Annotated in this window: 21 protein-coding genes and 1 pseudogene; 12 read left to right on the top strand and 10 right to left on the bottom strand. The window is 75.0% G+C overall.

Annotated elements, in window-relative coordinates; all coding sequences use genetic code 11:
• The first annotated feature begins 53 nt into the window (after window positions 1-53).
• Window positions 54-686 carry a DUF6338 family protein gene (locus tag ACH4K1_RS27250; RefSeq protein ID WP_398092224.1) on the top strand — a complete coding sequence of 211 codons (633 nt, stop codon included), beginning with the start codon at window positions 54-56 and terminating at the stop codon, window positions 684-686.
• 3 nt (window positions 687-689) lie between these two features.
• Window positions 690-905 (top strand): hypothetical protein, encoded by a 216-nt coding sequence (locus ACH4K1_RS27245; protein WP_398092216.1) that lies wholly within the window; start codon window positions 690-692, stop codon window positions 903-905.
• A gap of 140 nt (window positions 906-1,045) precedes the next feature.
• Here ACH4K1_RS27245 and ACH4K1_RS27240 read toward each other — a convergent pair whose 3' ends face one another.
• The 3 genes from ACH4K1_RS27240 to ACH4K1_RS27230 form a co-directional block, all read right to left on the bottom strand.
• Window positions 1,046-5,917: a CHAT domain-containing protein gene (locus ACH4K1_RS27240; protein WP_398092215.1), complete on the bottom strand. Its 4,872-nt coding sequence runs from the start codon at window positions 5,915-5,917 to the stop codon at window positions 1,046-1,048.
• A gap of 233 nt (window positions 5,918-6,150) precedes the next feature.
• Complete coding sequence (aceB, locus tag ACH4K1_RS27235) at window positions 6,151-7,770, bottom strand: malate synthase A (RefSeq protein ID WP_398092214.1); 1,620 nt, start codon at window positions 7,768-7,770, stop codon at window positions 6,151-6,153.
• 334 nt (window positions 7,771-8,104) lie between these two features.
• On the bottom strand, window positions 8,105-8,746 hold the full coding sequence (locus ACH4K1_RS27230) for an NTP transferase domain-containing protein (RefSeq protein ID WP_398092213.1): 642 nt from the start codon (window positions 8,744-8,746) through the stop codon (window positions 8,105-8,107).
• 201 nt (window positions 8,747-8,947) lie between these two features.
• Here ACH4K1_RS27230 and ACH4K1_RS27225 point away from each other — a divergent pair, with 201 nt between their 5' ends.
• A complete protein-coding gene (locus ACH4K1_RS27225; protein WP_228989015.1) occupies window positions 8,948-9,250 on the top strand; it encodes a DUF5955 family protein in 303 nt (100 codons plus the stop codon).
• 75 nt (window positions 9,251-9,325) lie between these two features.
• On the opposite strand, the gene ACH4K1_RS27220 is transcribed toward ACH4K1_RS27225, so the two are convergent.
• Both ACH4K1_RS27220 and ACH4K1_RS27215 read right to left on the bottom strand, forming a co-directional pair.
• Window positions 9,326-9,961, bottom strand: a complete 636-nt coding sequence (locus ACH4K1_RS27220; RefSeq protein ID WP_398092212.1) for a response regulator — start codon at window positions 9,959-9,961, stop codon at window positions 9,326-9,328.
• Window positions 9,958-11,262, bottom strand: coding sequence for a sensor histidine kinase (locus tag ACH4K1_RS27215; RefSeq protein ID WP_398092211.1), 1,305 nt, complete (start codon window positions 11,260-11,262; stop codon window positions 9,958-9,960). The genes ACH4K1_RS27220 and ACH4K1_RS27215 overlap by 4 nt, the downstream gene beginning before the upstream one ends.
• Window positions 11,263-11,372: 110 nt before the next feature.
• On the opposite strand from ACH4K1_RS27215, the gene ACH4K1_RS27210 reads away from it, so the two are divergent.
• A complete protein-coding gene (locus tag ACH4K1_RS27210; protein ID WP_398092210.1) occupies window positions 11,373-12,452 on the top strand; it encodes an ABC transporter permease in 1,080 nt (359 codons plus the stop codon).
• Window positions 12,449-13,138, top strand: coding sequence for an ABC transporter ATP-binding protein (locus tag ACH4K1_RS27205; protein WP_398092209.1), 690 nt, complete (start codon window positions 12,449-12,451; stop codon window positions 13,136-13,138). Before ACH4K1_RS27210 ends, ACH4K1_RS27205 begins: the two co-directional genes overlap by 4 nt.
• 49 nt (window positions 13,139-13,187) lie before the next feature.
• Here the strand turns inward: ACH4K1_RS27205 and ACH4K1_RS27200 are convergent, their stop codons facing one another.
• Entirely contained in the window at window positions 13,188-13,991 is an 804-nt protein-coding gene (locus ACH4K1_RS27200) for an IclR family transcriptional regulator (RefSeq protein WP_398092208.1), read from the bottom strand.
• A gap of 390 nt (window positions 13,992-14,381) precedes the next feature.
• Between ACH4K1_RS27200 and allB the strand changes: the two genes are divergently transcribed.
• The 3 genes from allB to ACH4K1_RS27185 all read left to right on the top strand — a co-directional run bounded on the left by allB (window position 14,382) and on the right by ACH4K1_RS27185 (window position 17,536).
• Window positions 14,382-15,725, top strand: coding sequence for an allantoinase AllB (gene allB / locus ACH4K1_RS27195; RefSeq protein WP_398092207.1), 1,344 nt, complete (start codon window positions 14,382-14,384; stop codon window positions 15,723-15,725).
• Window positions 15,726-15,922: 197 nt separating this feature from the next.
• On the top strand, window positions 15,923-17,044 hold the full coding sequence (alc, locus tag ACH4K1_RS27190) for an allantoicase (protein ID WP_398092206.1): 1,122 nt from the start codon (window positions 15,923-15,925) through the stop codon (window positions 17,042-17,044).
• 162 nt (window positions 17,045-17,206) lie between these two features.
• The gene (locus ACH4K1_RS27185) at window positions 17,207-17,536 is read left to right on the top strand and encodes a putative quinol monooxygenase (protein ID WP_398092205.1); all 330 of its coding nucleotides are present in this window, start codon (window positions 17,207-17,209) and stop codon (window positions 17,534-17,536) included.
• Between the two features lie 70 nt (window positions 17,537-17,606).
• Here the strand turns inward: ACH4K1_RS27185 and ACH4K1_RS27180 are convergent, their stop codons facing one another.
• The 3 genes from ACH4K1_RS27180 to ACH4K1_RS27170 form a co-directional block, all read right to left on the bottom strand.
• Window positions 17,607-18,437, bottom strand: coding sequence for an aldo/keto reductase (locus tag ACH4K1_RS27180; protein WP_398092204.1), 831 nt, complete (start codon window positions 18,435-18,437; stop codon window positions 17,607-17,609).
• 218 nt (window positions 18,438-18,655) lie between these two features.
• Window positions 18,656-19,423: an SDR family NAD(P)-dependent oxidoreductase gene (locus tag ACH4K1_RS27175; protein ID WP_398092203.1), complete on the bottom strand. Its 768-nt coding sequence runs from the start codon at window positions 19,421-19,423 to the stop codon at window positions 18,656-18,658.
• A gap of 93 nt (window positions 19,424-19,516) precedes the next feature.
• The gene (locus ACH4K1_RS27170; RefSeq protein ID WP_398092202.1) at window positions 19,517-20,197 is read right to left on the bottom strand and encodes a TetR/AcrR family transcriptional regulator; all 681 of its coding nucleotides are present in this window, start codon (window positions 20,195-20,197) and stop codon (window positions 19,517-19,519) included.
• Window positions 20,198-20,435: 238 nt separating this feature from the next.
• Between ACH4K1_RS27170 and ACH4K1_RS27165 the strand changes: the two genes are divergently transcribed.
• A complete protein-coding gene (locus tag ACH4K1_RS27165) occupies window positions 20,436-21,365 on the top strand; it encodes a DMT family transporter (protein ID WP_398092201.1) in 930 nt (309 codons plus the stop codon).
• Window positions 21,366-21,465: 100 nt separating this feature from the next.
• Here ACH4K1_RS27165 and ACH4K1_RS27160 read toward each other — a convergent pair whose 3' ends face one another.
• Window positions 21,466-21,651 carry a hypothetical protein gene (locus tag ACH4K1_RS27160; protein ID WP_398092200.1) on the bottom strand — a complete coding sequence of 62 codons (186 nt, stop codon included), beginning with the start codon at window positions 21,649-21,651 and terminating at the stop codon, window positions 21,466-21,468.
• On the opposite strand from ACH4K1_RS27160, the pseudogene ACH4K1_RS27155 reads away from it, so the two are divergent.
• From ACH4K1_RS27155 to ACH4K1_RS27145, 3 genes and pseudogenes are all read left to right on the top strand, one after another.
• Window positions 21,619-21,917, top strand: a pseudogene (locus ACH4K1_RS27155) (response regulator transcription factor); the annotation flags it as partial. The gene ACH4K1_RS27160 and the pseudogene ACH4K1_RS27155 overlap by 33 nt on opposite strands.
• A gap of 58 nt (window positions 21,918-21,975) precedes the next feature.
• On the top strand, window positions 21,976-23,148 hold the full coding sequence (locus tag ACH4K1_RS27150; RefSeq protein WP_398092199.1) for a cytochrome P450: 1,173 nt from the start codon (window positions 21,976-21,978) through the stop codon (window positions 23,146-23,148).
• A 61-nt stretch (window positions 23,149-23,209) separates the two neighbouring features.
• Window positions 23,210-24,406: a cytochrome P450 gene (locus tag ACH4K1_RS27145; RefSeq protein WP_398092198.1), complete on the top strand. Its 1,197-nt coding sequence runs from the start codon at window positions 23,210-23,212 to the stop codon at window positions 24,404-24,406.
• Window positions 24,407-24,445: the final 39 nt, after the last annotated feature.

Raw genomic sequence — 24,445 nt, 5'->3', positions numbered from 1 at the left:
CGCGGCCGAGGCGACGAGCACGGGGGAGCGGCACCACGATGGTTCCGGGAACAGTGGGGCAGTTGACCATTCTGCTGGTCCTCGTGCTGCCCGGATTCTTCTACCAGGCGGTGCGGGAGCGGCTGCGCGGCTCCCTCGCCAGCGAGCAGGAACCGCAGAACCGGCTGGTGCGCGCCATCGCCGCGGGCGCCCTGCTCGACATCGTCTACGCGGTGGCCGCCGGACCCTGGCTGGTGCGGCTGCTGGCCGGGGGAGGGGACGGGCCGCTCGCCGGGGTGCTGCGCCAGCCGCGCCAGGCGGGGTTCGCCGCGCTGCTGCTGATCGTCGCCGCGCCGTCCGCGCTGGCGTGGGCGGAGGCGGTGTGGTGGCGGAGGCGCGCACGGGCGCGGTACGAGCCCACGCCGACCGCCTGGGACGCCCTCTTCCGGGACCGGGGGTCCTGCTTCGTCCGGGTGCGGCTCAAGAGCGGCCTGTGGGTGGGCGGTTGGCTCGGCTCCCGGTCGGCCGTCTCGGCCTACCCGCAGCCGGGCGACCTCTATCTGCAGGCCCAGTACCGGATGGGGCCCGACGGGGCGTTCCTCGGCAGGGTGCCCGGTACGGCGGGCGTGTACGTGAAGGCGGGCGATGTGGACGTTCTGGAGGTGCTGCTGCCGCCGTCCGCGGCAGCGGCCGGAGGGAGTGAGTGACCGATGACGAAGACGGCCGGGACGGGTGGCGACGGGGAGCACGGGGCGGGAGGCGGCGCCGAACTGGCCGCTCTCGTGGCGGAGTTCTCCTCCCGCAAGACCTACCGTCCCACCGACGAGATCGCCGAGCCGGACGAGGGACCGCACGGGCCCTCGGGCACGGCGATCGGGGACGCGGCGCCGACCGCCCGGGGGCCCGCCGAGCCGGACGGGCCCTGAGCGGGGCGCGCCTTTTCCCGCGCCGCTCCTCACGGCGTGCCGCCCCCCCCCGGCGTACCGCCCCCCATCGCGTACCGCCCCCCGGCGTACCGCCCTGAAGGGCCGTCGCGCCCCGGGCGGCTGTCCGCCGGCGCTCCCCCTCACGGACCCGTGTGGATGTGCGCCGCCCACAGGTGCGGGGCCTGCGCGTAACGGTCGCGCAGCGCCCTGACCGGGTGGTGCAGCGCCGTGGCCGGATCGATGGGGCGACCCCGGTCGAGATCGGCCGCGAGCGCGGTGTAGAACTCCTCCGTCAGCCGCGTCGCCAGCTTGTCCGCGACGGGCCACAAGGTGCCGATCACATGGGGGTACCCGGCCAGTTGGAAGGAGGAGGCCAGCTGGACCGCCTCGTCGGGCAGCCTGATCCCGCCCCGGGCGGCCGAGCAGGCGGACAGCACGGCGAGCTCCGGCGACCCCGGCCGCTGGGCCGCGGCGTCGGATACGGTCAACCGCCCGTCGTACAGGACCAGTCCGCTCCGCGACGGGTCGAGCGGCTCGCTGACGCCGTGGCAGCTGAAGTGGACCCACGCGTGGGCCTCCAGCGCCCGGCCGACCGCCTCCACCGTGGCCTCGGGCCCGGCCAGCAGCCTCCCGCCGGGGAACAGCTCCCCCAGCAGCGCCGCCTCCCGCGCGACCCCCGGCAGCGGCGCGGCCCCCGGCGTCTCCTCCAGGGCCACCACCAGCGGGGCGGGGCGCCCGCGGAGGCCGGAGGCGGGGCCCTCGCGGACGGCGGAGGCACGGCCGTCCCGCTCGTCGGACGCGAGGCGGTCGCGGGCGCGTGCCAGGGCGCGCACGGTCGGGGTGTACGAGGAGACGGCACGGTCGAGGACCCACTCGCCGGAGTCCGCGCCGCCCCGGCCCGCGGCGTGCAGCGGAAGGAAGGACAGCTGCCCGGTGGGGCACCACCACAGGCGCGGCCAGGGCTCGCCGTCGCCCGGTACGGAATCCAGGCCGAGGTGGCCGAGGACGGGCGCGGCCACGGTGTCCCAGAGCCAGCCCAGCGTCCGCGAGAGCCGGCGCATCATGGCGACGGCCTCCTCGACGCCGCTCTCCCCGTAGGCCGTGTCGATCCCCTCGACGAACTCCGCCGCCCGCGCTTCGGCGTCCCGCAGGGTGAGGCCGGGCAGGGGGACCACGTCGATCCCGGCTCCGGCGGTCACGACGAGGGCGTCGCAGCGAAAGCCGCGGACGTTGACGACCACGACCGGCCCGCCCTCCGCGGAAGCGACCAGCTCCGGCACGGAGGGCGGGCGCAGAAAGCCGTCGAGGCCCGGTAGCGCCCGGATCTCGTCCAGGAGCCGTTCCCAGCGCCGGGCCAGCGCGAGCCGGTCCTCGGCCACCACCGCCGCCTCGCGGGCTCCGTCGAACGGGGCCGGGCCGCCGGGTCCCGCGCCCAGGACGGGGGAGCGCTCCGGCGGTTCGCTCCACCGGTCGCGCAACCGCTCGAACTCGGCCGCGAGGCGGGGGGCGAGGGCGTGCAGCCGCGATCCGTCGGCCCGGTTCTCCAGCCCCTGGGCCAGCAGCACCCCGCGCCCCTGTTCGAGGAGGGCGAGCGCGTGCCCCGGAGCCCCCGCCTCGATCGCCAGTGCGGCGGCGTCGCTCGCCAGGCCGTCACTGACCAGCAGCCGCGCCTCCTGGTCCGCGCGGGCGAGGCTGCGCGGCGCGAGGCGGGGCAACAGGCCGAGGGCGTACGCGTACCCCTCCAACCCCTCGGCGCGGTCGCCCCCCTTCGCCGCGGCCAGCCCCCAGGCGCGGGCGGCCCGGATCCGTACGCCGACCTGGACGTCCGGCCTCCGCGCGCAGTCGCGGGCGAGGCGGGCCGCCTCGGCCAGATCGACCCGTTCCCCCAGCGCCGCCCGGTCCAGTCGCACCGCGGCCAGCAGCATCTGCGAGACACCGTGCAGGGCGTGTCCGGTGGAGGTTTCCGCGAGGGCTTCCCCGGCGGCGGCCTCCGCGCCGCGCAGGGCCTGCCGTGCCGCCGTCCCGCCGCGCTCCCGCGCCAGATGGGCGACGGTCGTCCACGCGGTGGTGAGCTTCTGCAGGGCGAGGGGGCGCGAGGGGTGGTGCGCCCCGAACCCGGCCACCACCTCTTCGAGGACCCGCCGGGCCTCGTCGGCGAGGTGCGGATCCCCGTCCGCCCGGGCCCTGTTGATCAGCAGGGAGCCCAGGTTGACGGCGGCCATCTCGGCTCCCCACCGGTCGCCCCCTGCCACGGCCATCGCCTCCCGCAGCAGCACGACCGCCTCGTCGGCGGCGGCGGGGTCGCCCACGGTCTCGTACCAGCAGCGCAGCGCTTCGGCCAGGTTGTTCAGGTGCAGGGTCCGCTCCACCGCCGCCGGCGGGCTGTCGTCCAGCGCGCGGCGCAGCACCGTCACGGCCTCGGCCAGCCAGACCCGGTTGCCGGAGACCAGGCCGCGGTCCATGAGGGCGCCGCCCAGGTTGGTGAGCGCCATCCCGACCCGCGTCCGGGGGGCCTGGGCCACGGCCTCGCGCAGCGTGGCGACGGCCTGGTCCCTGAGCGTCTCGTCCCCGCTCCCGACGGCCCGGTTCCACCCGATGAAGCCGAGGCCGGTGAGGAGGACGCCCCGCAGGCCGTACGCCATCGGCCGCGGCGAGGCCAGGGCGGCCCGGTAGTGGCGCTCCGCCTCGTCGGCCAGCCACGCCTCGCGCCGGTGGCGGTAGAGCGCCCCCAGGCTGTTGGCGAGGCCGAGCAGGGCCACGGGCGGGGGCGGGCCCGACGCCATGGCGACCGCCTCCCGGTGGTGGCGCACGGACTCCTCCAGCGGTGCGGGGTCGGAGGTGAGACGGGCGAGGTTGCGCAGCGCGTCGCCGAGCGCCGTACGGCAGTCGGCGCCGCTGTAGGTGGAGGCGTCCGACGAGGCCACGGCCCGGCGCAGCACCGCGACGCCCTCCTCCAGCGCTTCCGCGTCCGAACAGAACTCGGCGCGCGCCAGCAGGGCCTCACCGAGCCCCAGGAGGAGGTGGACGCCGAAGTGGTCCCCCGGCTCGGACCGGGCGACGGCCTCCCGGTGGGCGGCCACCGCCTCGGTCAGCAGCCCGACCCGGCCGGAGTGCGTGACGATGCTCATCAGGCCGAAACCGATGTTCGAGCGGCGTACGGCGCCCTCGGCGCGGGAGAGCGGCGCCCGCCGCACCTCCTCGCGGAGGAGGTCCACCGCTTCCTCGTGCAGACCGGGGTCGCCCGTCTCCTCCGCCCGCTTCACGAGGGTTTCGGCGTACTCGGCGTGGCGGTCCCAGTACTCCGGGCTCCCGGCCCGGAGCCGGCCCAGCCCCCGGCGCATCTCCTCCGCGCCCGTGCGCCACCCCTCCCCGCCCGCCCCGGCGCGCCGCACCAGCGCCGCCCCGAGGTCGAAGCGCGCGCCGGCCGCGAAGTCCCGGCTGGGCGGGGGCAGGGTCAGGCACGTGCGGAAGCAGTCGACGGCCTCGTCGGCGTCCTCCGGGTCGCCGGTGAGCAGCAGGCAGCGGCCGAGCGCCCGCAGGACCCGGGCGCGCTCGGCGGAGTGGGCGGGAACCTCCGCGGCGAGCTCCCGGAGCAGGGCGGTCGGGGCGTCGGACGCACCGGGGTCCGCCGCACCCCGGAGGTTTCTGGCGTTCCAGGTGGCACGCTTGTCCAGCAACTCCGCGAGGAGGGTGGCGAGCAGGACCCGGCGTGCCACGTCGTCGGCGGGCCCGGACCGCGTCCCTCGACGGGCGTGGGCGATGGCCTCGTTCAGGTCGTCCGGGGAGTTCCCGGCCGTGTGCCGGGCGTCCAGCGCCTGGGAGAGCGCGAAGTGGGCCTGGGCGCGCACCGGGTGCCCGGGCGGAGCGGCGTCGAGGGCCTCGCGGCCCGCCGCGCACGCCTCGTCGAGGAGATCGGGGCGGCCGGCGTGGCCGGCGGATCCGGTCAGCAGCAGCGCGAGGTTGGCGAGGTACGCGGAGCGCTCGAAGGCGTTCGGGGCGGTGTCCGCGGCCCGCCGGCAGACGGTGACGCCCTCCTCGACGAGCGCGGTGCGCCCCTCGCCCGCCGCGGCTTCCGTGAAGAGGGCGACCCCCAGATCGGAGAGGAGCGCGGCGGGGCCGGCCACGACGGCGCCCGCCCCCGTGAGGGCCGTACGCAGCAAGGCGATGCCCTCGGAGCGCAGCCCGGGGTCGTCCAGGCGGTCGGCGGCGAGGCAGAGCGCGGAACCCAGGGTGGCGCGGTGGTGGGAGCGGTGCGGGCTGTTCTCCGTGGAGAGTTCCACCGCCTTCCGCAGCGCGAGGACGGCCTCGCCGAGCGTTTCCAACTCCCCGGTCGCGTCGGCCAGGTTGCGCAGGGTATGGCCGAAGTTGCTGTGTCTGCGCGCCTGTTCGTCCCGGTCGCCGGGGGCGCAGGCCACGGCGGCGCGCCCGGCGGCGACGGCGTCGGCGAGCGCCTGCCGCCCGGCGCCGTCCTGGTATCCGTGGAAGAGGGCGAGCCCGAGGTCCGACAGGCAGACGCCCTGCTCAAGGCTGCCGGGGCCGGAGGCGTCGGCGGCGTGCCGCAACAGGGCCTGCGCGCTGTGCAGGACGCCGGGATCGCGGCTCTGCTGGAACACCGTCATCATCCCGACGCCGGCGTCGTACGCCACGGCGGCCCCGGTCGCGGCGCCGTCCGGTTCGCCCGCCATCAGGGCAAGGGCCGGGCGCAGCCCGAACGGCACCCGGTCGGGGTCCTGTCCGCGGATCGCGGAGAACCCGAGCAGGGCCGTGGCCAGGGCGGTGCGGTCGGCCGCACCGCGCACGGCGTAGCGGAAGAGGTCGGCGTAACCGAGCGCCAGAACGCCCGGGCCCCAGGTGCTCCCGTCCGGAAGGACGATGCCGCCGCGCACCGCGTCGGCCGCCCGCGCGGCCTCCGGCCCGGCGAACCATTCCAGGACGGCGGGGTCGGCGTCCGCCCGCTCGGCCTGCCGCAGGATGCGGTCCGCCGCCTCCTCGGCCGTACGTGCCCGTGTCATCGCGCCCCCGTCCGCCCCGGCCACCGCTCTCCCGGCGCGCCCCCGCCGGGTTTCCCCGCGGCGCGCACCGGTAGCGGGATCACCCTACTGACGGACGCGGCGCCCCGGGGGCTCCGGCCGCGGCGAGCGCCTCATGGCAGGTCGGCCGGGCGCGTGCCCGCCGGGGCCGCGCACGCCTCCGCCCCCGGCGTGCGCGGCCGGGGGCGGAGGCGGTACGTGGCGGGCCGGGCCGGTCAGCGCAGCTGCTCGTACGCGGGCAGGGTGAGGAAGTCCGCGTAGTCCTGGTCCAAGGAGACCTGGAGCAGGAGGTCGTGTGCCTGCTGCCACCTGCCGGCGGTGAAGGCCTCCTCGCCGATCTCCGCGCGGATCGCCGCCAGTTCCTCGGCGGCGACCCGGCGGGCCAGCTCCGCCGTGGCGTGCTCGCCGTTCTCGAAGACCACGTCCGCGTTGATCCACTGCCAGATCTGCGAGCGGGAGATCTCGGCGGTCGCCGCGTCCTCCATCAGGTTGAAGATGGCGACCGCCCCCAGGCCCCGCAGCCACGCCTCGATGTAGCGGATGCCGACCGCGACGGCGTTGCGCAGGCCGTCGTAGGTGGGCTTGGCGTCGAGGGTGTCGATGGCGATCAGGTCGCCCGCCGCCACCGAGACGTCCTCGCGGAGCCGGTCCTTCTGGTGGGGCTTCTCACCGAGGACCGCGTCGAAGGAGGCCAGGGCGATGGGCACCAGGTCGGGATGGGCGACCCAGGAGCCGTCGAAACCGTCGCCGGCCTCGCGGTCCTTGTCGGCCTTGACCTTCTCGAAGGCCACCTTGTTGACCTCGGCGTCGCGCCGCGAGGGGATGAAGGCCGCCATGCCGCCGATCGCGTGCGCACCGCGCTTGTGGCAGGTGCGGACCAGGAGTTCGGTGTACGCCCGCATGAACGGAGCGGTCATCGTCACCGCGTTGCGGTCCGGCAGCACGAACTTGGCCCCGCCGTCACGGAAGTTCTTGACGATGGAGAAGAGGTAGTCCCAGCGGCCCGCGTTCAACCCGGAGGCGTGGTCGCGCAGTTCGTAGAGGATCTCCTCCATCTCGTACGCGGCGGTGATCGTCTCGATCAGGACGGTGGCGCGGACCGTGCCCTGCGGGATGCCGACGTAGTCCTGGGCGAAGACGAAGACGTCGTTCCAGAGGCGGGCCTCCAGGTGCGACTCGGTCTTCGGCAGGTAGAAGTACGGGCCCTTGCCGAGGTCGATCAGCCGCTGCGCGTTGTGGAAGAAGTAGAGGCCGAAGTCGACCAGGGCGCCGGGCACGGAGACGCCGTCGAGCTGGAGGTGGCGCTCCTCCAGGTGCCAGCCGCGCGGGCGCATGACGACCGTGGCCAGCTCGTCGGCGGGCTTCAGCGCGTACGACTTGCCGGTCTTCGGGTCGGTGAAGTCGATGCGGCGCTCATAGGCGTCGGTGAGGTTGAGCTGGCCGAGGACGACGTTCTCCCATGTGGGGGCGGACGCGTCCTCGAAGTCGGCGAGCCAGACCTTCGCGCCCGAGTTCAGGGCGTTGACGGTCATCTTGCGGTCGGTCGGACCGGTGATCTCCACCCGGCGGTCGTTCAACGCCGCCGGGGCGGGTGCGACCTTCCAGGAGTCGTCCGCGCGGACGGCCGCCGTCCCGGGCAGGAAGTCCAGGGTGGAGGTGCGGGCGATCTCGGCCCGGCGCTCACCGCGCCGGGCGAGCAGCTCATTGCGGCGCGGGGTGAACTGCCGGTGCAGCTCGGCCACGAACGCGAGGGCCGCGTCGGTCAGGACCTCTTCCTGCCGGGGCAGGGGCTCGGCATCGACGATGGCCAGCGTGGACGGCGCTGGTGCGGACATGAGCTGTCACTCCTTCAGCGGGCGGCGGCCTCTCACCGGCCGCCGGGTCGCCTGAGACGGCACGGCGTGCCATGGCTCCGAGATACGGCCGTGGGTGCCGTCTGAGGTTCAGATGGCTTCTGATCAGTGGATAGTAGTTTCCTCATGGTGGAAGTTCAATGATTTGTTGATGTCGAGATTCTCCGGTTCGACAGAAACGGCCCCGCCGCGGCGCAGGGTGCCGGCGCGGCCACGGGTCGTCGCCGGCGGAGGACGGCCCCGGCCCCGCGGCGAGGGGGGCGGAGCCCGCGGCGAGGGGGGCGGAGCCCGTGGCGCCGGGCGGTCGCCCCTCCGGTCACTCCAGCCGCCCGAGGTCCTCCGCGGTGTCGATGTCGTACGCCTCCGCCACATCCGCGCACTCCACCAGCGTGATGGCGTCGCGGTGCTCCCGCAGGTACGTCCGCGCGCCCCGGTCGCCCACGGCCGCCGCCGCGACGTCCGGCCACCGGTCCACTCCGAACAGCACCGGATGGCTCCGCACCCCGCCGTACGAGGCGGCCGCCAGGCTCGTACGCGAGCGGTACGCGAGCCGCACCCGCGCCACCGCTTCGGGGCCGATGCCCGGCTGGTCGACCAGGAGGACGAGCGCCGCGTCCGCATCCGCCGCGCTCAGGGCGGCCAGACCCAGCCGGAGCGAGGAGCCCATGCCCTCCTCCCAGTCGGGGTTCACGCTCACGGCGCAGCCCGTCAGCTCCGCGCGGGCCCGCACCTCGTCCGCCGCCGCGCCCAACACCACGTGGAGCGGGCCGCAGCCGCCGTTGCGCAGGGAGCGCACCGCGTGTTCGATCAGCGGGCGCCCCCGGTGCCCCAGCAGCGCCTTCGGGCGGCCGCCGAGCCGCCGCCCCCCGCCGGCGGCCAGCAGCACCCCCGCGACCTTGGGGTCCTTCGTACCGGGCGCCCGGCCGGGGCCCGTGCTCGTCGTCGTGTCCGTGACCATGGGGCCTGGATACCACCGAGCCCTTCGCACACGCGACACGCATGTCACCCTCAGGGGTCACCCCGATTTCTTTCCGTGGGCTGGCGCGCACTGCCTGTCATGGCGTTAACTTGCGGGCGGACCCGGTGACTTGGCCACAGCCCGGGGGCGGGGGTCACAGCGGCGCCGGGACGTGCGAGGGGGAATGCCGTGTTGCGGAGCATGGGGCAGAAGAGGCTGGCCGGAAGCGTCGAGGACCCGAGGGTGGCCGAGCTGCGCGTGGCCGTCTCCCGACTCCGCAGGGAGCTGGCCGGCCTGCGGGCCGATTTCCCGGACCGCCCGGTCGCCGAGGACGAGCTGGCCGCCCTGGACGCCATGGCCGTCAGCGGAGTGCCGGAGATCCCCCGGATGCGCCGCTCCCTGCTGCTGATCGCGGGGGCGATCGGCTCGATGAGCGCCCTGGCCGGCTCCCTGCGCGAGGTGCGCAACGCGGTGGATCTCTTCGGGGAGCCCCCGCGCGGGTGATCGCGCCCCCCGCCGCGAATGAACGGTGGCGGCGCTTCGGGGAGCCCGCGCGGGTGACGCCCCGTCTCCGCCCCCTCAGCGGCGGATGAGCCGGCGGGCCGTGGCCGCCGCCACCGCCGACGTGCGGGAGTCGACGCCCAGTTTGGCGTAGACGTGCACCAGGTGGGACTTGACCGTGGCCTGGCTCAGGAACAGCCGTTTGCTGATCTGCAGGTTCGACAGGCCCTCCCCGACCAGGTGCAGCACCTCCAGCTCCCGCCGGGTCAGCGCCTCGGCCGGAGTGCGCATCCGGTCCATCAGCCGGTGCGCCACCGAGGGCGCCAGCGCCGAGTGGCCCGCCGCCGCCGTGCGCACGGCGGCGGCCAGCTCCTGCGGCGGCGCGTCCTTCAGCAGGTAGCCGCCGGCCCCGGCCTCGACCGCCGCCAGGATGTCCGCGTCGGAGTCGTAGGTGGTGAGGATCAGGACCCGGGGAGCGCCCGGAGCGGCGGTGATCGTCGCCGTGGCCTGCGAGCCGTGCATCCCCGCCCCGAACTGGAGGTCCATCAGGACCACGTCGAAGCCGCCCGCCGCCGCCAGGGCGACGGCCTCCTCGGCGGTGGCGGCCTCACCGGCGACCTCGAAGTCCGGCTCGGCGTCCAGGACCGCGCGCAGCCCCGCCCGTACCACCGGATGGTCGTCGGCCAGCAGCAGCCGGATCGCCTCCCCACTCACGCCGCACGCTCCGCTTCCGTACCCGTGCCCACCGTCGTCCCGGCTTCCGCCACGGGCAGCGGCAGCGTGACGGCGACCGCCGTGCCCTGGCCCGGCGCCGACTCCACGCTCAGCGCACCGCCGAGCGATCCGGCCCGCGCCCGCATCGCGGGCAGCCCGAAGCCGCCGTCGCCGCGCTCGTGGACGGGGGCCGCCGACGGGTCGAAACCCCGCCCGTCGTCCACGACGTCCAGCGCCACGGAGGTGCCCATGAAACTCAGCGTGATCTCCGCCCGCCCGGCCCCCGCATGGCGCACCGTGTTGGCCAGCGCCGACTGCGCGGTCCGCAACAACGCCACCTCGTACGGGGTGGGCAGCTCCACCGGGGCCCCGCTGACCGCGAACCGTACCGTCAGGTCCGGCGCGGTCGTCCGCGCGCAGAGCCGTTCCAGGGCGGCCGCCAGCGAACCGTGCTCCAGGTCCGGCGGCGTCAGCGCGCGGACGAAGGAACGGGCCTCGGCGAGATTGGCCTGCGCGGCCTCGCGGGCGGCCCGCACGTGGGCGGTGGCCGGAGCGTCCGGCGGCAGCGTCCGCTCGGCGGCCCGCAGCAGCAGCTGGATGCTGGACAGCCCCTGGGCGAGGGTGTCGTGGATCTCCCGGGCCAGCCGCTCGCGCTCGGCGAGGGCCCCGGCGGTCCGCTCCGCCTCGGCCAGCTCCGCGCGGGTGGCGACCAGCTCCACGATCAGCTCCCGCCGCCGCTCGCTCTCCCGGAACAGGGCGTCGTACCCGAGGACGGTGGCGACCGCGACCGCCGCGCCGATCAGCGGTCCGATGAACGCGCCGGGCACGATCTCCTGCCGGTGCACGACGAAACCGGTGATCGCGGCGGCGGCCGTGACCACGACGGCGGGCAGCGCCCAGCGCATCGGCAGGAAGTGGAGCTGGAGGAAGTAGAGCGGGAAGGCGACCCACAGGGCGTCCGGAGACAGCACCAGCAGCACCGCCCACAGCGTCCACAGCGCGCCCAGCCACCACGCCCCCGCCCGGCTGCCGGGCCGTACGCGCGGAACCAGGGCCTTCACCCGGCTAGGCGGCCGTGTCCGGGAGGCCGGTGCGCCCGCCCGCTCCGGAGGTCCGGCGGAGGCCGCCGCCCCCGCCGCGTACAGGGCCGCCGTCAGCAGCGTCACCGCCACGACCGCCGCCGTGTCCGGCGCGTCCTCGCCCACCGCGCGCACCACGACCAGGGCCAGCAGCCCCGCCAGCAGGGCGTGCGCACAGAACCGGAGGGCCGCCGTGACGTGGGTGTGCGAACGCGAATCCATGGTCCGTCCAGCGTAGCCGCGGCCTCCCCGGCCCCGGTCAATCGAAAGGTTGATTCCGGGCCCGTCCCCCGCGCGATGTCCTCCCGCCCCGGCCCGGCGAGGCTGGAGCCATGTTCGTCGCATGGAGAGACCTCCGCTTCGCCAAGGGCCGCTTTGCCCTCATGGGTTCGGTCGTGGTGCTGATCACGCTGCTCGTGGGCCTGCTGTCCGGCCTCACCGCCGGTCTGGCCCGGGAGAACACCTCGGCCGTCACCGGCCTGGACGCCGACCACCTGGCGTTCGCCGCGCCCCCGGACGGGCAGGCGGAGTCGTTCACCGACTCGACCGTCCGCGAGGGCGACTGGCGGGCCTGGGCGGCCCGGCCCGGCGTCGAGGCCGCGCAGCCGGTCGGCATCCGTACGCTCGACGCCACCGCCGCCGGGGGGCGGTCCGCCGCCGTGTCGGCCTTCGGCGTCGAGCCGGGCGGCTCCCTCGGGCCGGAGGGGACCGCCCCGGGGCGGGTCGTGCTCTCCGCGAAGGCGGCCGAGGAACTGGACGCGGCCGCCGGGGACCGGATCGCGCTCGGTCCGGCCGAGCGCGAGGTCGCCGCGGTCGCCGGAGACGCCGCCCACAGCCACACCCCCGTCGTCTGGACCACCCTCGACGACTGGCAGCAGATCGGCCGCGACGGGGCCGGCCCGGACGAACAGGCCACCGTGATCGCCCTGACCACCACCGGCGGCGCCGATCTCGCGGCGGGGGACGAGGCGGCGGGCACCAGCACGCTCAGCCTCGACGACTCCCTCGCCGCGATCGGCTCCTACCGGGCGGAGAACGGTTCGCTGCAACTGATGCGCGGTTTCCTCTTCGCCATCTCCGCGCTCGTCATCGGGGCGTTCTTCACCGTCTGGACGATCCAGCGCAGCGGCGACGTCGCGGTGCTGAAGGCGCTCGGCGCGTCGACCCCGTACCTCCTGCGCGACGCGCTCGGACAGGCCGTGGCGATGCTCGTCCTCGGTACGGGGCTGGGCACCGCGCTCGCGGCCGGGGCCGGCGTCCTGATCGGCGGATCGGCGCCGTTCGTCCTCGACCCGGCGACCGTCCTCGTCCCGGCCGCCGTGATGACCGCCCTCGGCGCGCTCGGGGCCGCCCTGTCCATCCGGCGGATCACCGCCGTCGACCCGCTCACCGCACTCGGGAGTGCCCGATGACGCTCACCCTGACCGATGTCACCCTCACCTACCCGGACGGGGAGGGCCGGCTGACCGCCCTGGACCGGGTCTCGCTGGACGTGCCCCCGGGCACGCTCACCGCCGTCGTCGGCCCCTCCGGTTCGGGCAAGTCCAGCCTCCTCGCCGCCGCCGCCACCCTGGTGGCCCCGGAGTCGGGCGAGGTCGTCGTGGCCGGGACGCCGACCGCCGGGCTGAGCCGCGCGGGGCGGGCCGCCCTGCGCCGGGAGCACATCGGCATCGTCTTCCAGCAGCCCAACCTGCTGCCCTCGCTGACCGCCGCCGAGCAGCTCCAGGTGATGCGCCACCTCTCCGGCGGGTCCGCCCGCGCCGCCCGCCGCCGGGCCCTGGACCTGCTGGAGGCGGTCGGCCTGGCCGACCACGCGGACCGGCGGCCGCACCGGCTGTCGGGCGGTCAGCGCCAGCGGATCAACATCGCCCGCGCCCTGATGAACCAACCGGCCGTCCTGCTCGTCGACGAGCCGACCAGCGCGCTCGACCACGAACGCGGCGCGGCCGTGCTGGACCTGCTGGTCGGCCTGGCACGGGAACGCGCCACCGCCACGGTGCTGGTCACGCACGACCCGGCGCACCTGGACCGGATGGACCGCACGGTGAGGATGGAGGACGGCCGACTGACCGCGGCCCCCGCCCCGGCCGGGGTCTGAGACCGGGGCGCGGCGGGACCGTCCCGGGGGCCGAGGCCCCCCGCGGGGTTCAGCCCCCGTTGGCGCCGTTGCTCGCCAGGGCGTCGGACAGCTCTCCGGCGATCTGCTGGAGGATCGGCACGATCCGCTCCGTGGCCGCCTCCGTGACGCGTCCCGCCGGGCCCGAGATGGAGATCGCGGCCGAGGTGGGGGAGTTCGGCACGGAGACCGCGAGGCACCGCACCCCGATCTCCTGCTCGTTGTCGTCCACCGCGTACCCGGCGCGGCGCACCTGCTCCAGGGCGTCGAGGAAACCCTCCGGCGTGGTGATCGTCTTCTCCGTCGCCGCCGGCATGCCCGTACGGGCCAGCAGCGCCCGGACCTCCTCGGCGGGCGTGTGCGCGAGGAGCGCCTTGCCCACGCCCGTGGAGTGCGGCAGGACCCGGCGGCCGACCTCGGTGAACATCCGCATGGAGTGCTTGGACGGCACCTGGGCGACGTACACGATCTCGTCCCCGTCCAGCAGCGCCATGTTCGCCGTCTCGCCGGTCTCCTCGACCAGCCGGCTGAGGTAGGGGCGGGCCCAGGTGCCCAGCAGCCGGGACGCGGACTCGCCGAGCCGGATCAGGCGGGGGCCCAGCGCGTAACGGCGGTTGGGCTGCTGGCGTACGTAACCGCAGACGACCAGGGTGCGCATCAGCCGGTGGATGGTCGGCAGGGGCAGGCCGCTGCTCGCGGACAGCTCGCTCAGCCCGACCTCGCCCCCGGCGTCCGCCATCCGCTCCAGCAGATCGAAGGCGCGCTCGAGGGACTGCACCCCGCCGCTGGGGCCGGCGGGCTTGGAGTCGGCGGTGCTGGCGTGGGACGGCGGCACGTGGGCGATCCTTTCGAAGCGGAAGGCAAGGCAGCAGCCTACCGGGCGGCTCCCGATCGGCCCACTGCTCCCGGTCGGCGTCGGTGCCGGTCAGGGCCTGTTTTGTCCGGGTGCCGACGGTCGGAACGGGCGGCTCCGCGCCGCCCCTCCTGGCCCATGCTACGTTCCGCAGTTCGAAAAGTTACTTTTACTTCGTGGAAACCTCCAGAGGTTCCCCGATGTGTGTCCGGGAGGGCCGGACCGCCCGCGGGGGAGCGGCCCGACGGGCTCCCGGCGGCGGGTCCGGGTGGGCCGCGCGGCGGAGGGCGGGGTCTTGACGAGGGCGACCCCCGCGTGAAGACTCCACCGCAGCTTCAACAGTTCGTTGAATTACTGGAGTGAGGAGCACGGGTGTCCGGTCAGGACGTGAACCTGGTACTGCGCTCGACGCGCGTCGTCACCCCCGGGGGAACCCGCCCGGCGGCGGTCGCCGTCGCGGGCGGGACGATCCACGCGGTCCTGCCGTACGACGCCGACGTGCCCCCCGGCGCCCGCCTGGAGGACTTCGGCGACGACGTCCTGCTGCCCGGCCTGGTCGACACCCACGTCCATGTGAACGACCCCGGCCGCACCGAGTGGGAGGGGTTCTGGACCGCGACCCGTGCCGCCGCGGCCGGCGGCATCACCACGCTCCTGGACATGCCGCTCAACTCCCTCCCGCCGACCACCACCGTCGAGCACCTGCGGACCAAGCAGCGGGTCGCCGCCCCCAAGGCGCACGTCGACACCGGCTTCTGGGGCGGGGCGATCCCGACCAACACCAAGGACCTCCGTCCGCTGTACGAGGCCGGGGTCTTCGGCTTCAAGTGCTTCCTGTCGCCCTCCGGCGTCGAGGAGTTCCCCGAGCTGGACCAGGAGCAACTGGCCCGCTCCATGGCGGAGATCGCCGGATTCGGCGGACTGCTCATCGTGCACGCCGAGGACCCGCACCACCTGGCCGACGCCCCGCAGCGCCCCGGCCCCGCCTACGCCGACTTCCTCGCCTCCCGCCCGCGCGACGCCGAGAACACCGCGATCGAAGGGCTCATCGCCCACGCCAGGCGGCTGAACGCCCGCGTCCACGTCCTGCACCTCTCCTCCGGCGACGCACTGCCGCTGATCGCCGCCGCCAAGCGCGAGGGCGTCCGCGTCACCGTCGAGTCGTGCCCGCACTTCCTCACCCTCACCGCCGAGGAAGTCCCGGACGGAGCAACCGAGTTCAAGTGCTGCCCGCCGATCCGCGAGGCCGCCAACCAGGACGCGCTGTGGGCCGGGCTCGCCGACGGCACGATCGACTGCGTCGTCAGCGACCACTCGCCGTGCACCACCGACCTCAAGACCCCGGACTTCGCCTCGGCCTGGGGCGGCATCTCCTCCCTCCAGCTCGGCCTGCCCGCCATCTGGACCGAGGCCCGCCGACGCGGCCACTCGCTCGACGACGTGGCCCGCTGGATGTCCGCCGCCCCCGCCGAACTCGCCGGGCTGACCCGCAAGGGCGCCATCGAGGCCGGCCGCGACGCCGACTTCGCGGTCCTCGCGCCCGAGGCGACCTTCACCGTCGATCCCGCCGAACTGTTCCACCGCAACCAGGTCACCGCCTACGCCGGGAAGACCCTGCACGGCGTGGTCCGCTCCAGTTGGCTGCGCGGAACCCGTATCGCCTCCGACGGCGTCCTCGCCGAGCCCGCCGGCCGCCTCCTGGAACGGGAGCGCTGACCCGGCCCTCCCCGCCCCGAGCGTGAACGCGACCCCCGCGCCTGAACGCGACCCCCGAGCGTGAACGCGACCCCCGCGCCTGAACGCGACCCCCGAGCGCGAACGCGACCCCCGAGCGCGAACGCGACCCCCGACCGCGACGCCGCTCCCGAGTGCGACCGCGACCACCGACCGTGCCCGAAAGGAAGGCTCCCACCATGACGGACGCCGCGATACCCCGCTTCACCGGTGATGCCCGCCCGTACGCGGGCGGCGACCCGTACGCCGACCACCGCACCGCCGACTTCCCCTTCACCCACCTCGTCGACCTGGCCGACCGCCGCCTCGGAGCCGGGGTCGTCGCGGCCAACGACGAGTTCTTCGCCGAGCGCGAGAACCTGCTCAAGCCAGGCCCCGCGGTCTTCGACCCGGAGCACTTCGGCCACAAGGGCAAGGTCATGGACGGCTGGGAGACCCGCCGCCGCCGGGGTGTCAGCGCCGCCGAACCGCACCCCACCGCCGACGACCACGACTGGGCCCTCGTCCGGCTCGGCGCGCCCGGCGTCGTCCGGGGCATCGTCCTGGACACCGCCCACTTCCGCGGCAACTACCCGCAGGCCGTCTCCGTCGAGGCGACGTCCCTGCCCGGCTCCCCGTCCCCCGAGGACCTCCTCGCCCCCGACGTGAAGTGGACCACGCTCGTCCCCCGTACGGCGGTCGGCGGCCACGCGGCCAACGGCTTCGCCGTCGACGCCGAGCAGCGCTTCACCCACCTGCGGGTCAACCAGCACCCGGACGGCGGGATCGCCCGGCTGCGCGTGTACGGCGAGGTCGTCCCCGACCCCGCCTGGCTCGGCGCCCTCGGCACGTTCGACCTGGCCGCCCTGGAGAACGGCGGCCGGGTCGAGGACGCCTCCGACCGCTTCTACTCCCCGGCCACCAACACCATCCAGCCCGGCCGCTCCCGCAAGATGGACGACGGCTGGGAGACCCGCCGCCGCCGCGACCGGGGCAACGACTGGATCAGCTACCGACTCGCCGCGCAGTCCGAGATCCGGGCCGTCGAGATCGACACCGCCTACCTCAAGGGCAACTCCGCCGGCTGGGCGAGCCTGTCGGTACGGGACGGGGAGGGCGGCGGCTGGACCGAGATCCTGCCGCGGACCCGCCTCCAGCCCGACACCGACCACCGCTTCGTGCTCGACGCGCCCGTCCGGGCGACCCGCGTACGGATCGACATCTTCCCGGACGGCGGCATCTCCCGCCTGAGGCTGCACGGCTCGCTCACCCAGGAGGGCGCCGCCGCTCTGGCCGCCCGCCACCGGGAGCTCGGCGGCTGATCGCGTACGCGCCGGGCGCGTGGCGCACCGAGGCCGCAGGGGGATCGCGGTGCGCCCGACCGGGCCCGTCACGCGGGGATGTGCCACGCTGGTCGGGGTGCGGGGGCAGGCCCGAGGGGGCAGGTGAACCGCGCCTTCCGCCGTATCGACCAGGAGCCCCTCATGATCTTCATCGCCGTCAAGTTCACCGCCCTCGCCGCCGAGCGCGACAACTGGCTCCCCCGGCTGGAGGAGTTCACCGCCGCCACCCGCGGCGAGCCCGGCAACGTCTTCTTCGACTGGTCCTTCAGCGTGGAGAACCCCGACGAGTTCGTCCTGCTGGAGGCGTTCGCCGACGCGGCGGCCGGCGAGGCGCACGTGAACTCGGACCACTTCAAGGCGGCGATCGAGACGATGTCGGAGATGGTCGCCGAAGTCCCCGAGATCATCAACGTCGAGGTGGAGGGCACCGGCTGGTCCCGCATGGCGGAGGTCACCCCGCGCAACCGGTGACGGCCGCCCCCCTCCTGTGACGGCGGAGGCCGCCCCCGCCCGGCGACGGCGACCCCCGCGTCCCGGGCGCTCAGAACTCCTCGTGGGTGTCCGGGTTGCCGCCGAACCGCCGCTGCCGCCCGGACGAGACGGTCGTCAGCTCCTGGGCCGACAGTTCGAAGCCGAACAGATCGAGGTTCTCGCGCCGGCGTCCGGGGTCCGCCGACTTCGGGATCGGCACCGCGCCGAGCTGGGTGTGCCAGCGCAGCACCACCTGGCCGGGGGTCACCCCGTGGTCCTCCGCGATCGCGCGGATCGAGGGGTCCTCCAGCACTTCGCGGCCCCGGGCCAGCGGGCTCCAGCTCTCCGTGACGACGCCCTTCGCCGCGTGCACCGCCCGCAGCTCCTCCTGCGGCAGCAGCGGATGCATCTCGATCTGGTTGACCGAGGGCAGCACGCCCGTCTCCCGCTGGAGCCGTTCCAGGTGCGCGGCGGTGAAGTTGGAGACACCGATCGAGCGGACCAGACCGTCCTCGCGGAGCCTGATCATCGCCTTCCACGTCTCCACGTACCGGTCGATCCGGGGGAGCGGCCAGTGGATCAGGTACAGATCGACGTACTCGACGCCCAGCCGGGCCCGCGACTCCTCGAACGAGGCCAGCGTCTCCTCGTACCCGTGGTGCCGGCCGGGCACTTTCGTGGTGAGGCGGATCTCCTGGCGGGGGACACCGCTGCGGGCGACGCCCCGGCCGACGCCGGTCTCGTTGCCGTAGGCGAAAGCCGTGTCGATCAGCCGGTAGCCGAGCCGGAGGGCGCCGGCGACGGCCTCCTCGGCCGCCGCGTCGTCCAGCGGATAGGTGCCGAACCCCACCGCCGGGAGCCGCGTGCCGTCGTTGAGCGCCTGAACCGGTGTGCCGGACATGTGCTGGTCCCGTCCTTCCCGTCGCTGCCCCGTCCCGGCCAGCGTAGGGGCGGGGCGGGCGGGGGGCAGCCGGGCGGGGGCCGCCGGGCCGGGGCGGCGGACCGGTCGGCGGGGGGACCGCGCGGGGCCCCGCCGCCCGCACCCGGCGGGGCGGATGCGGGCGGCCGGGGGGAGAGGTCCCCGTCCGCCGGGCCCGGTTCCGGGCGGCGGAGCGGTGCTCAGGCCGCGTGGCCGCCGTCCACGACCAGCTCGGTGCCCGTGATGAAGGCCGCCTCCGCGCTCGCGAGGTACGCGACGAGCGAGGCGACCTCCTCCGCCGTGCCGAACCGGCCCAGGGCGGTCGCCGCCCGCTGCCCCTCGGCGAACGGGCCGTCCGCCGGGTTGAGGTCGGTGTCCACCGGCCCGGGCTGGACCAGGTTCACCGTGATGCCGCGCGGCCCCAGCTCCCGGGCGAGCGGCTTGGTCAGCCCCGCCAGGGCGGACTTGCTGAGCCCGTACAGGGTGGAGCCGGGCCCGCCCGTGTACCGGCTCAGCGCGGTGCCGACGGAGACGATCCGGCCCCCGTCGGCCAGCCGCTCCGCCGCGGCCCGGCAGGCGAGGAAGACCGCACGGACGTTCACCGCCAGCGTCCGGTCCACCTGCTCCCCGGTCAGCTCCCCGATCGGGCCGAGGAGGCCGATGCCCGCGTTGTTGACCAGGACGTCGAGCCGGCCGAGCGCGTCCGCCGCCCGGTGCACGGCCTCGCCGGCCGCCACGGCGTCCGCCGCGTCGCAGCGCAGGGCCACCCCCCGGCGGCCGAGGGCCTCGACCCTCTCGACGACCGCACGGGCCGCCTTCTCGTCCCGCACATAGGTGACGGCGACGTCCACGCCGTCCCGGGCGAGCCGGAGCGCGGTCGCGGCGCCGATGCCCCGGCCGCCCCCGGTGACCAGGGCGGCCCGGGTCGCGGGAACGGTGGGAACGGTGGGGGAAAGGGTGCTGGACATGGCTGCTTCCTCGCTGATCGGGGGCGCCGTCACCGCGACGGCACCCCCCAGCAAACGCGCGCGGCGCCCCGCGCACCGGCGGGTATCGGACGCCTACGCCCGTCCGGGCCCCTCACCGCGGGGGAGCTGCGGGGGAGGGGAGGGCAGCGGCGCAGGGTCCGTCGCCGCCGCCCGCAGCCGGGCCAGGATGGCCCGTGCCGCCTTCTCGTAGCCGAGGTTGTTCTTCTGCAGCACCGACTCCGCGTTGGCCAGCTCCAGCAGGGCGATCACCTCGAAGGCCAGCTGGCACACGTCGGTGTCGGCGGCCAGCTCCCCGAGGGCCCGGGCCTCCTCGATCGTCTGCTCCACGAAGGTGACCCAACCCGTCTGCGCGGACGCCAGCGCGTCGTGCACCTTGCCGCCTCGCGCGTCGAACTCGGCGGTCGCCGCGTAGAAGAAGCAGCCGCCGCGGAACACGCGCTCGCGGGAGTACGCGATCCACGCCTCGCACATCCGCCAGACCCGGCCGAGCCCCGGCGGCGCCGACCGGGCGGGGCGCAGCACATGGTCGACGTAGATGGCCACCGCCCCCCGCACGGTCGCCAGCTGGAGCCCCTCCTTCGAGCCGAACAGGGCGAAGACCCCGCTCTTGCTCAGCCCCAGTTCGGCGGCCAGCCGCCCCAGCGACAGGCCCTCCAGCCCTTCGACCGAGGCGATCTGCACCGCCCGCCCCAGGATCAACTGCCGGGTCCGGTCCCCCCGCTCGACCCGCCCGTCCGCCCTTACCGACGTCATGTGACCACTCCGTGCCTCAGAGTTATCGAGGCGTCAGTCTAGGGAGCGGCGGAGACCTCGGCGGACCCGCTTCCCCCGGCCGAACGGCCCGCCCGCCTCTGACCACGGACGATGCGCCGGGACGATCCGAGCGGTGAGACAGGTGTTCCTTTTCCACCGGCCCGGTGGATAGCGTGATCACTCCCGTGCGAGCCGGTGAGGTCTCCACACCATGTTCCGTGGAGCTCCAGGAGACCCCGTGTCCGCTGTCGCCGTACCCGTCCTCGCGCCCCCGCGCCGCGCCTGGGGCACCGATCTGCCCGTGCTGGCGGTCGCCGTCGTCTGGGGCGCCAGCTACCTCGCGGCCAAGGGCATCACCACCGCCCACACGGTCATCGCCGTCCTGGTCCTGCGCTTCGCGATCGTGCTGCCGGTGCTCGTGGCGACCGGATGGCGCAGGCTGCGGGCGCTGACCGGCGCGCAGTGGCGGGGCGCCGGACTGCTGGGCCTGGTGCTGAGCGGGATCTTCCTCCTGGAGACGTACGGGGTGGTGCACACCTCCGCCACCAACGCCGGGCTGATCATCAGCCTCACCATGATCTTCACGCCCCTGGCCGAGGCCGCCGTGACCCGCGTACGCCCGTCGGCCGGGTTCGTCGCCGCGGCCGGGCTCTCCGTCGCCGGCGTGGTCCTGCTGACCCAGGGCGGCGGGTTCACCAGCCCCTCGGGCGGCGACCTCCTGATGCTCCTCGCCGCCCTCGCCAGGACCGTCCACGTCCTGGCCATGGCGAGGATCAAGGCGGTCCGGGACGCCGACTCGCTCTCCCTGACGACCGTCCAGCTCGGGGCCGCGGTCGCCGTCTTCGCCGTCCTCGCCGCCGTCCCCGGCACCGGCGCCTCGCCGTGGAGCGCGGCGGCGGACTTCGGAGCCCGGGAGTGGGCGGGGCTGGTCTTCCTCTCGGTGTTCTGCACCCTGTTCGCGTTCTTCGTGCAGATGTGGTCCGTCCGCCGCACCTCTCCGTCCCGGGTCAGCCTGCTGCTCGGTACGGAACCGCTGTGGGCCGCCGCCGTCGGCATCAGCCTCGGCGGGGAACGGCTGGGCCTGCTCGGCGCCGCCGGGGCGGTGCTCGTCCTGGCGGGCACCGCCTGGGGCAGGCGGGGCGCGGACCGGGAGCGCGCCGGGGCGTGAGCTGGACCGCCACCGGCCCGTACGCGACGGCCGCCGCGGCCTGACCTGACCGGCGTCCTCGGCCCGTGCCCGCCGCGCTGTCAGGACGTGCCGGCCGCCGTCACGACTTGACCGCGTCGGCGGCGACCATCACGGCCGCCCCCGCCACGATCAGCACGATGTCGACGAACAGCATGCGGTCGCCGAGGAAGTCGACGTGCCGCACCACCGTCCAGAACCGGAACCAGCCCGTCCACTCGTACAGCAGCCCGCCCGCGCCGACCGCGCACGCAGGCGCTTCGACCAACCCGCCGAGCGGGAGAAGGAGGTCGCCGTCGCCGTCGGCGCGGCGGGTCCCACGCGGAGATCGCCGGCTCCCTCTACCTCGGCGTCGCCACCGTCAAGACCCACGTCTCACGGATTCTCGCCAGACTCGGCCTCAACAACCGCGTCCAGATAGCCCTGTTGACCCACGACGCGGGGCTCCTCGACGCGGACGGGGGAGGCGACGCGGCCCGAGGCGCGTCCGGCGGATCCTCCGGACCCGGGACCTGGTCCGGAGGAAGACCCTAGGCTGACCGGAGCGGCCCGGACCGGAACGGGCCCGCGACGGGAGAGGGGCTGCCTGCCCATGGCCGTACGTGATCTGCGGAACCTGCCGGACTTCACCGCCGACCCCTATCCGTACTACGCGGAGCTGCGCGCCGAGGGCCCCGTGCACATCGTGCGCACCGACGAGATGGAGCGCGTCTGGCTGGTCGTCGGGTACGAGGAGGGCCGCGCCGTCCTCGCCGACCACCGGTTCGGCAAGGACTGGCGCACCACCGGGCGTTGGGAGGCGTCCGAGGCCCTGCTCAGCGCCAACATGCTGGAACTGGACGCCCCGCACCACACCCGGCTGCGACGGCTCGTCGTCCGCGAGTTCACCGCCCGGCGCATCGAGGCGCTGCGCCCACGCGTCGCCGAGATCACCGAGCGGCTCCTCGACGCGATGGCGCCCCGGGGCTCCGCGGACCTGGTCGACGCACTCGCCTTCCCCCTGCCGATGACCGTGATCTGCGAACTCCTCGGCGTCCCCGACATCGACCGGGACGCCTTCCGGACGCTCTCGAACGGCATCGTCACGCCCACCCGGGAGCAGCGCGACGCCGACCCGGCCGGCGCGATGAGCGACTACCTCGTCGACCTCATCGCGGAGAAACGCCGTTCGCCCGGCGACGACCTCCTCAGTGCGTTGATCCGCACCCGGGACGAGGGCGGCGACGGTCTCTCCTCCGCCGAGCTGGTCGGCATGGCCTTCCTGTTGCTGGTGGCGGGGCACGAGACCACCGTCAACCTGATCGCCAACGGGGTCCGGGCCCTGCTCGACCACCCCGACCAACTCGCCCTGCTGCGGGCCGAACCGGGGCTCATCGACGGCGCGGTGGAGGAGATGCTGCGCTACGACGGCCCGGTGGAGACCACCACCTTCCGCTTCGCCCGCGAGGAGGTGAAGATCGGCTCCACCGTGATCCCCCGCGACGAGGCGGTGCTCGTCGCCCTGGCCTCCGCCGACCGCGACCCGGCCCGCTTCCCCGGACCGGACGCCTTCGACATCCGTCGCGAGCCCCAGGGGCACCTGGGCTTCGGCCACGGTGCGCACCACTGCCTGGGCGCGCCGCTCGCCCGGATGGAGGCGCGCACCGCGATCGGCGCCCTGCTGGAACGCTTCCCGGGCCTCGCCCGCGACCCGTCCGGCGGCGAACCGGACTGGCTGCCCGGCCTGCTGATGCGCGGCGTGCGGGCGCTGCCGGTGCGCTGGTGAAGCCCGCCGCCGCACCCCGCACGGAGCTCATCCGACGCAACTCCTGACGAAGGGCACTCTGTTGACCACCGAACCCCTGGTCGATCTCGCCGCGCTCGGCGAGCAGTTCACCCGCGACCCCTACCCCGTCTACACCGCGTTACGGGAGGAGGGCCCGGTCCACCGGGTGCGGATCCCCGAGGGCACGGACGCCTGGCTCGTCGTCGGATACGAGCTCGGCCGCGACCTCCTCGCCGATCAGCGGCTCTCCAAGCGGTGGAGCCGGGCCTCACCGGCGCTCGGGATCGGCAAGGTGTCGGCGGGCACCTCGATGCTCAGCTCCGACGCCCCCGACCACACCCGGCTGCGCAAGCTGGTCGCCCGCGAGTTCACCGCCCGCCGGATGGAGCGGCTGGCCCCGCGCGTCCAGGAGATGACCGACGGTCTGCTGGACGCGATGCTCGCCGCCCCCGACCGTACGGCGGACCTCGTGGAGGCGCTCTCCTTCCCGCTGCCCATGGCGGTGATCTGCGAGCTGCTCGGCGTCCCGTTCCTGGACCGCGAGAAGTTCCGCACCTGGTCCGGACAGGCGGTCTCCTCCGTCGATCCCGCCGTGCGCGCCTCCTCCGCCGAGGCGATGACCGGGTACATCACCGGGCTGCTGGCCGACAAGCGGGCGGAGCCGGGCGAGGACCTGCTGAGCGCGCTCATCCACACCGCCGACGAGGACGGCGACCGGCTCTCCGGCGACGAACTGATCGGCATGGTGTGGCTGCTGCTGGTCGCCGGGCACGAGACCACCGTCAACCTCATCACCAACGGCGTGCACAGCCTCCTCACCCACCCCGACCAACTGGCGGCCCTGCGCGCCGACTTCTCCCTGATCGACAACGCGGTCGAGGAGATCCTGCGGTTCGAGGGCCCGGTGGAGACGCCCACGTACCGCTTCACGACCGAGCCGATCGAGGTCGGCGGGGTGGTGATCCCCGGCGGCGGCGAGCTGGTGCTCGTCGCCATGTCGGACGCCAACCGCGACCCGGCCCGCTACCCCGACGGAGCCCGGTTCGACATCACCCGCGAGGCGCGGGGCCACATCGCCTTCGGGCACGGCATCCACTACTGCCTGGGCGCGCCGCTGGCCCGGATCGAGGCCCGGACGGCCATCCGGTCGCTGCTGGAGCGCTGCCCCGGCCTGCGGCCCGCCGCGGACCCGGCGACGCTCACCTGGCGGACGGGGATGCTCATGCGGGGGCCGCTGAGCCTGCCGGTCGCCTGGTAGCGCGACGCGAACGGCCCCGGCCGGGTACGCCGCCGGTCC

The sequence above is a fragment of the Streptomyces sp. NPDC017448 genome (genome assembly GCF_044330565.1).
Lineage (GTDB): Bacteria > Actinomycetota > Actinomycetes > Streptomycetales > Streptomycetaceae > Streptomyces.
This window is presented reverse-complemented; position numbering and strand designations above follow the sequence as displayed.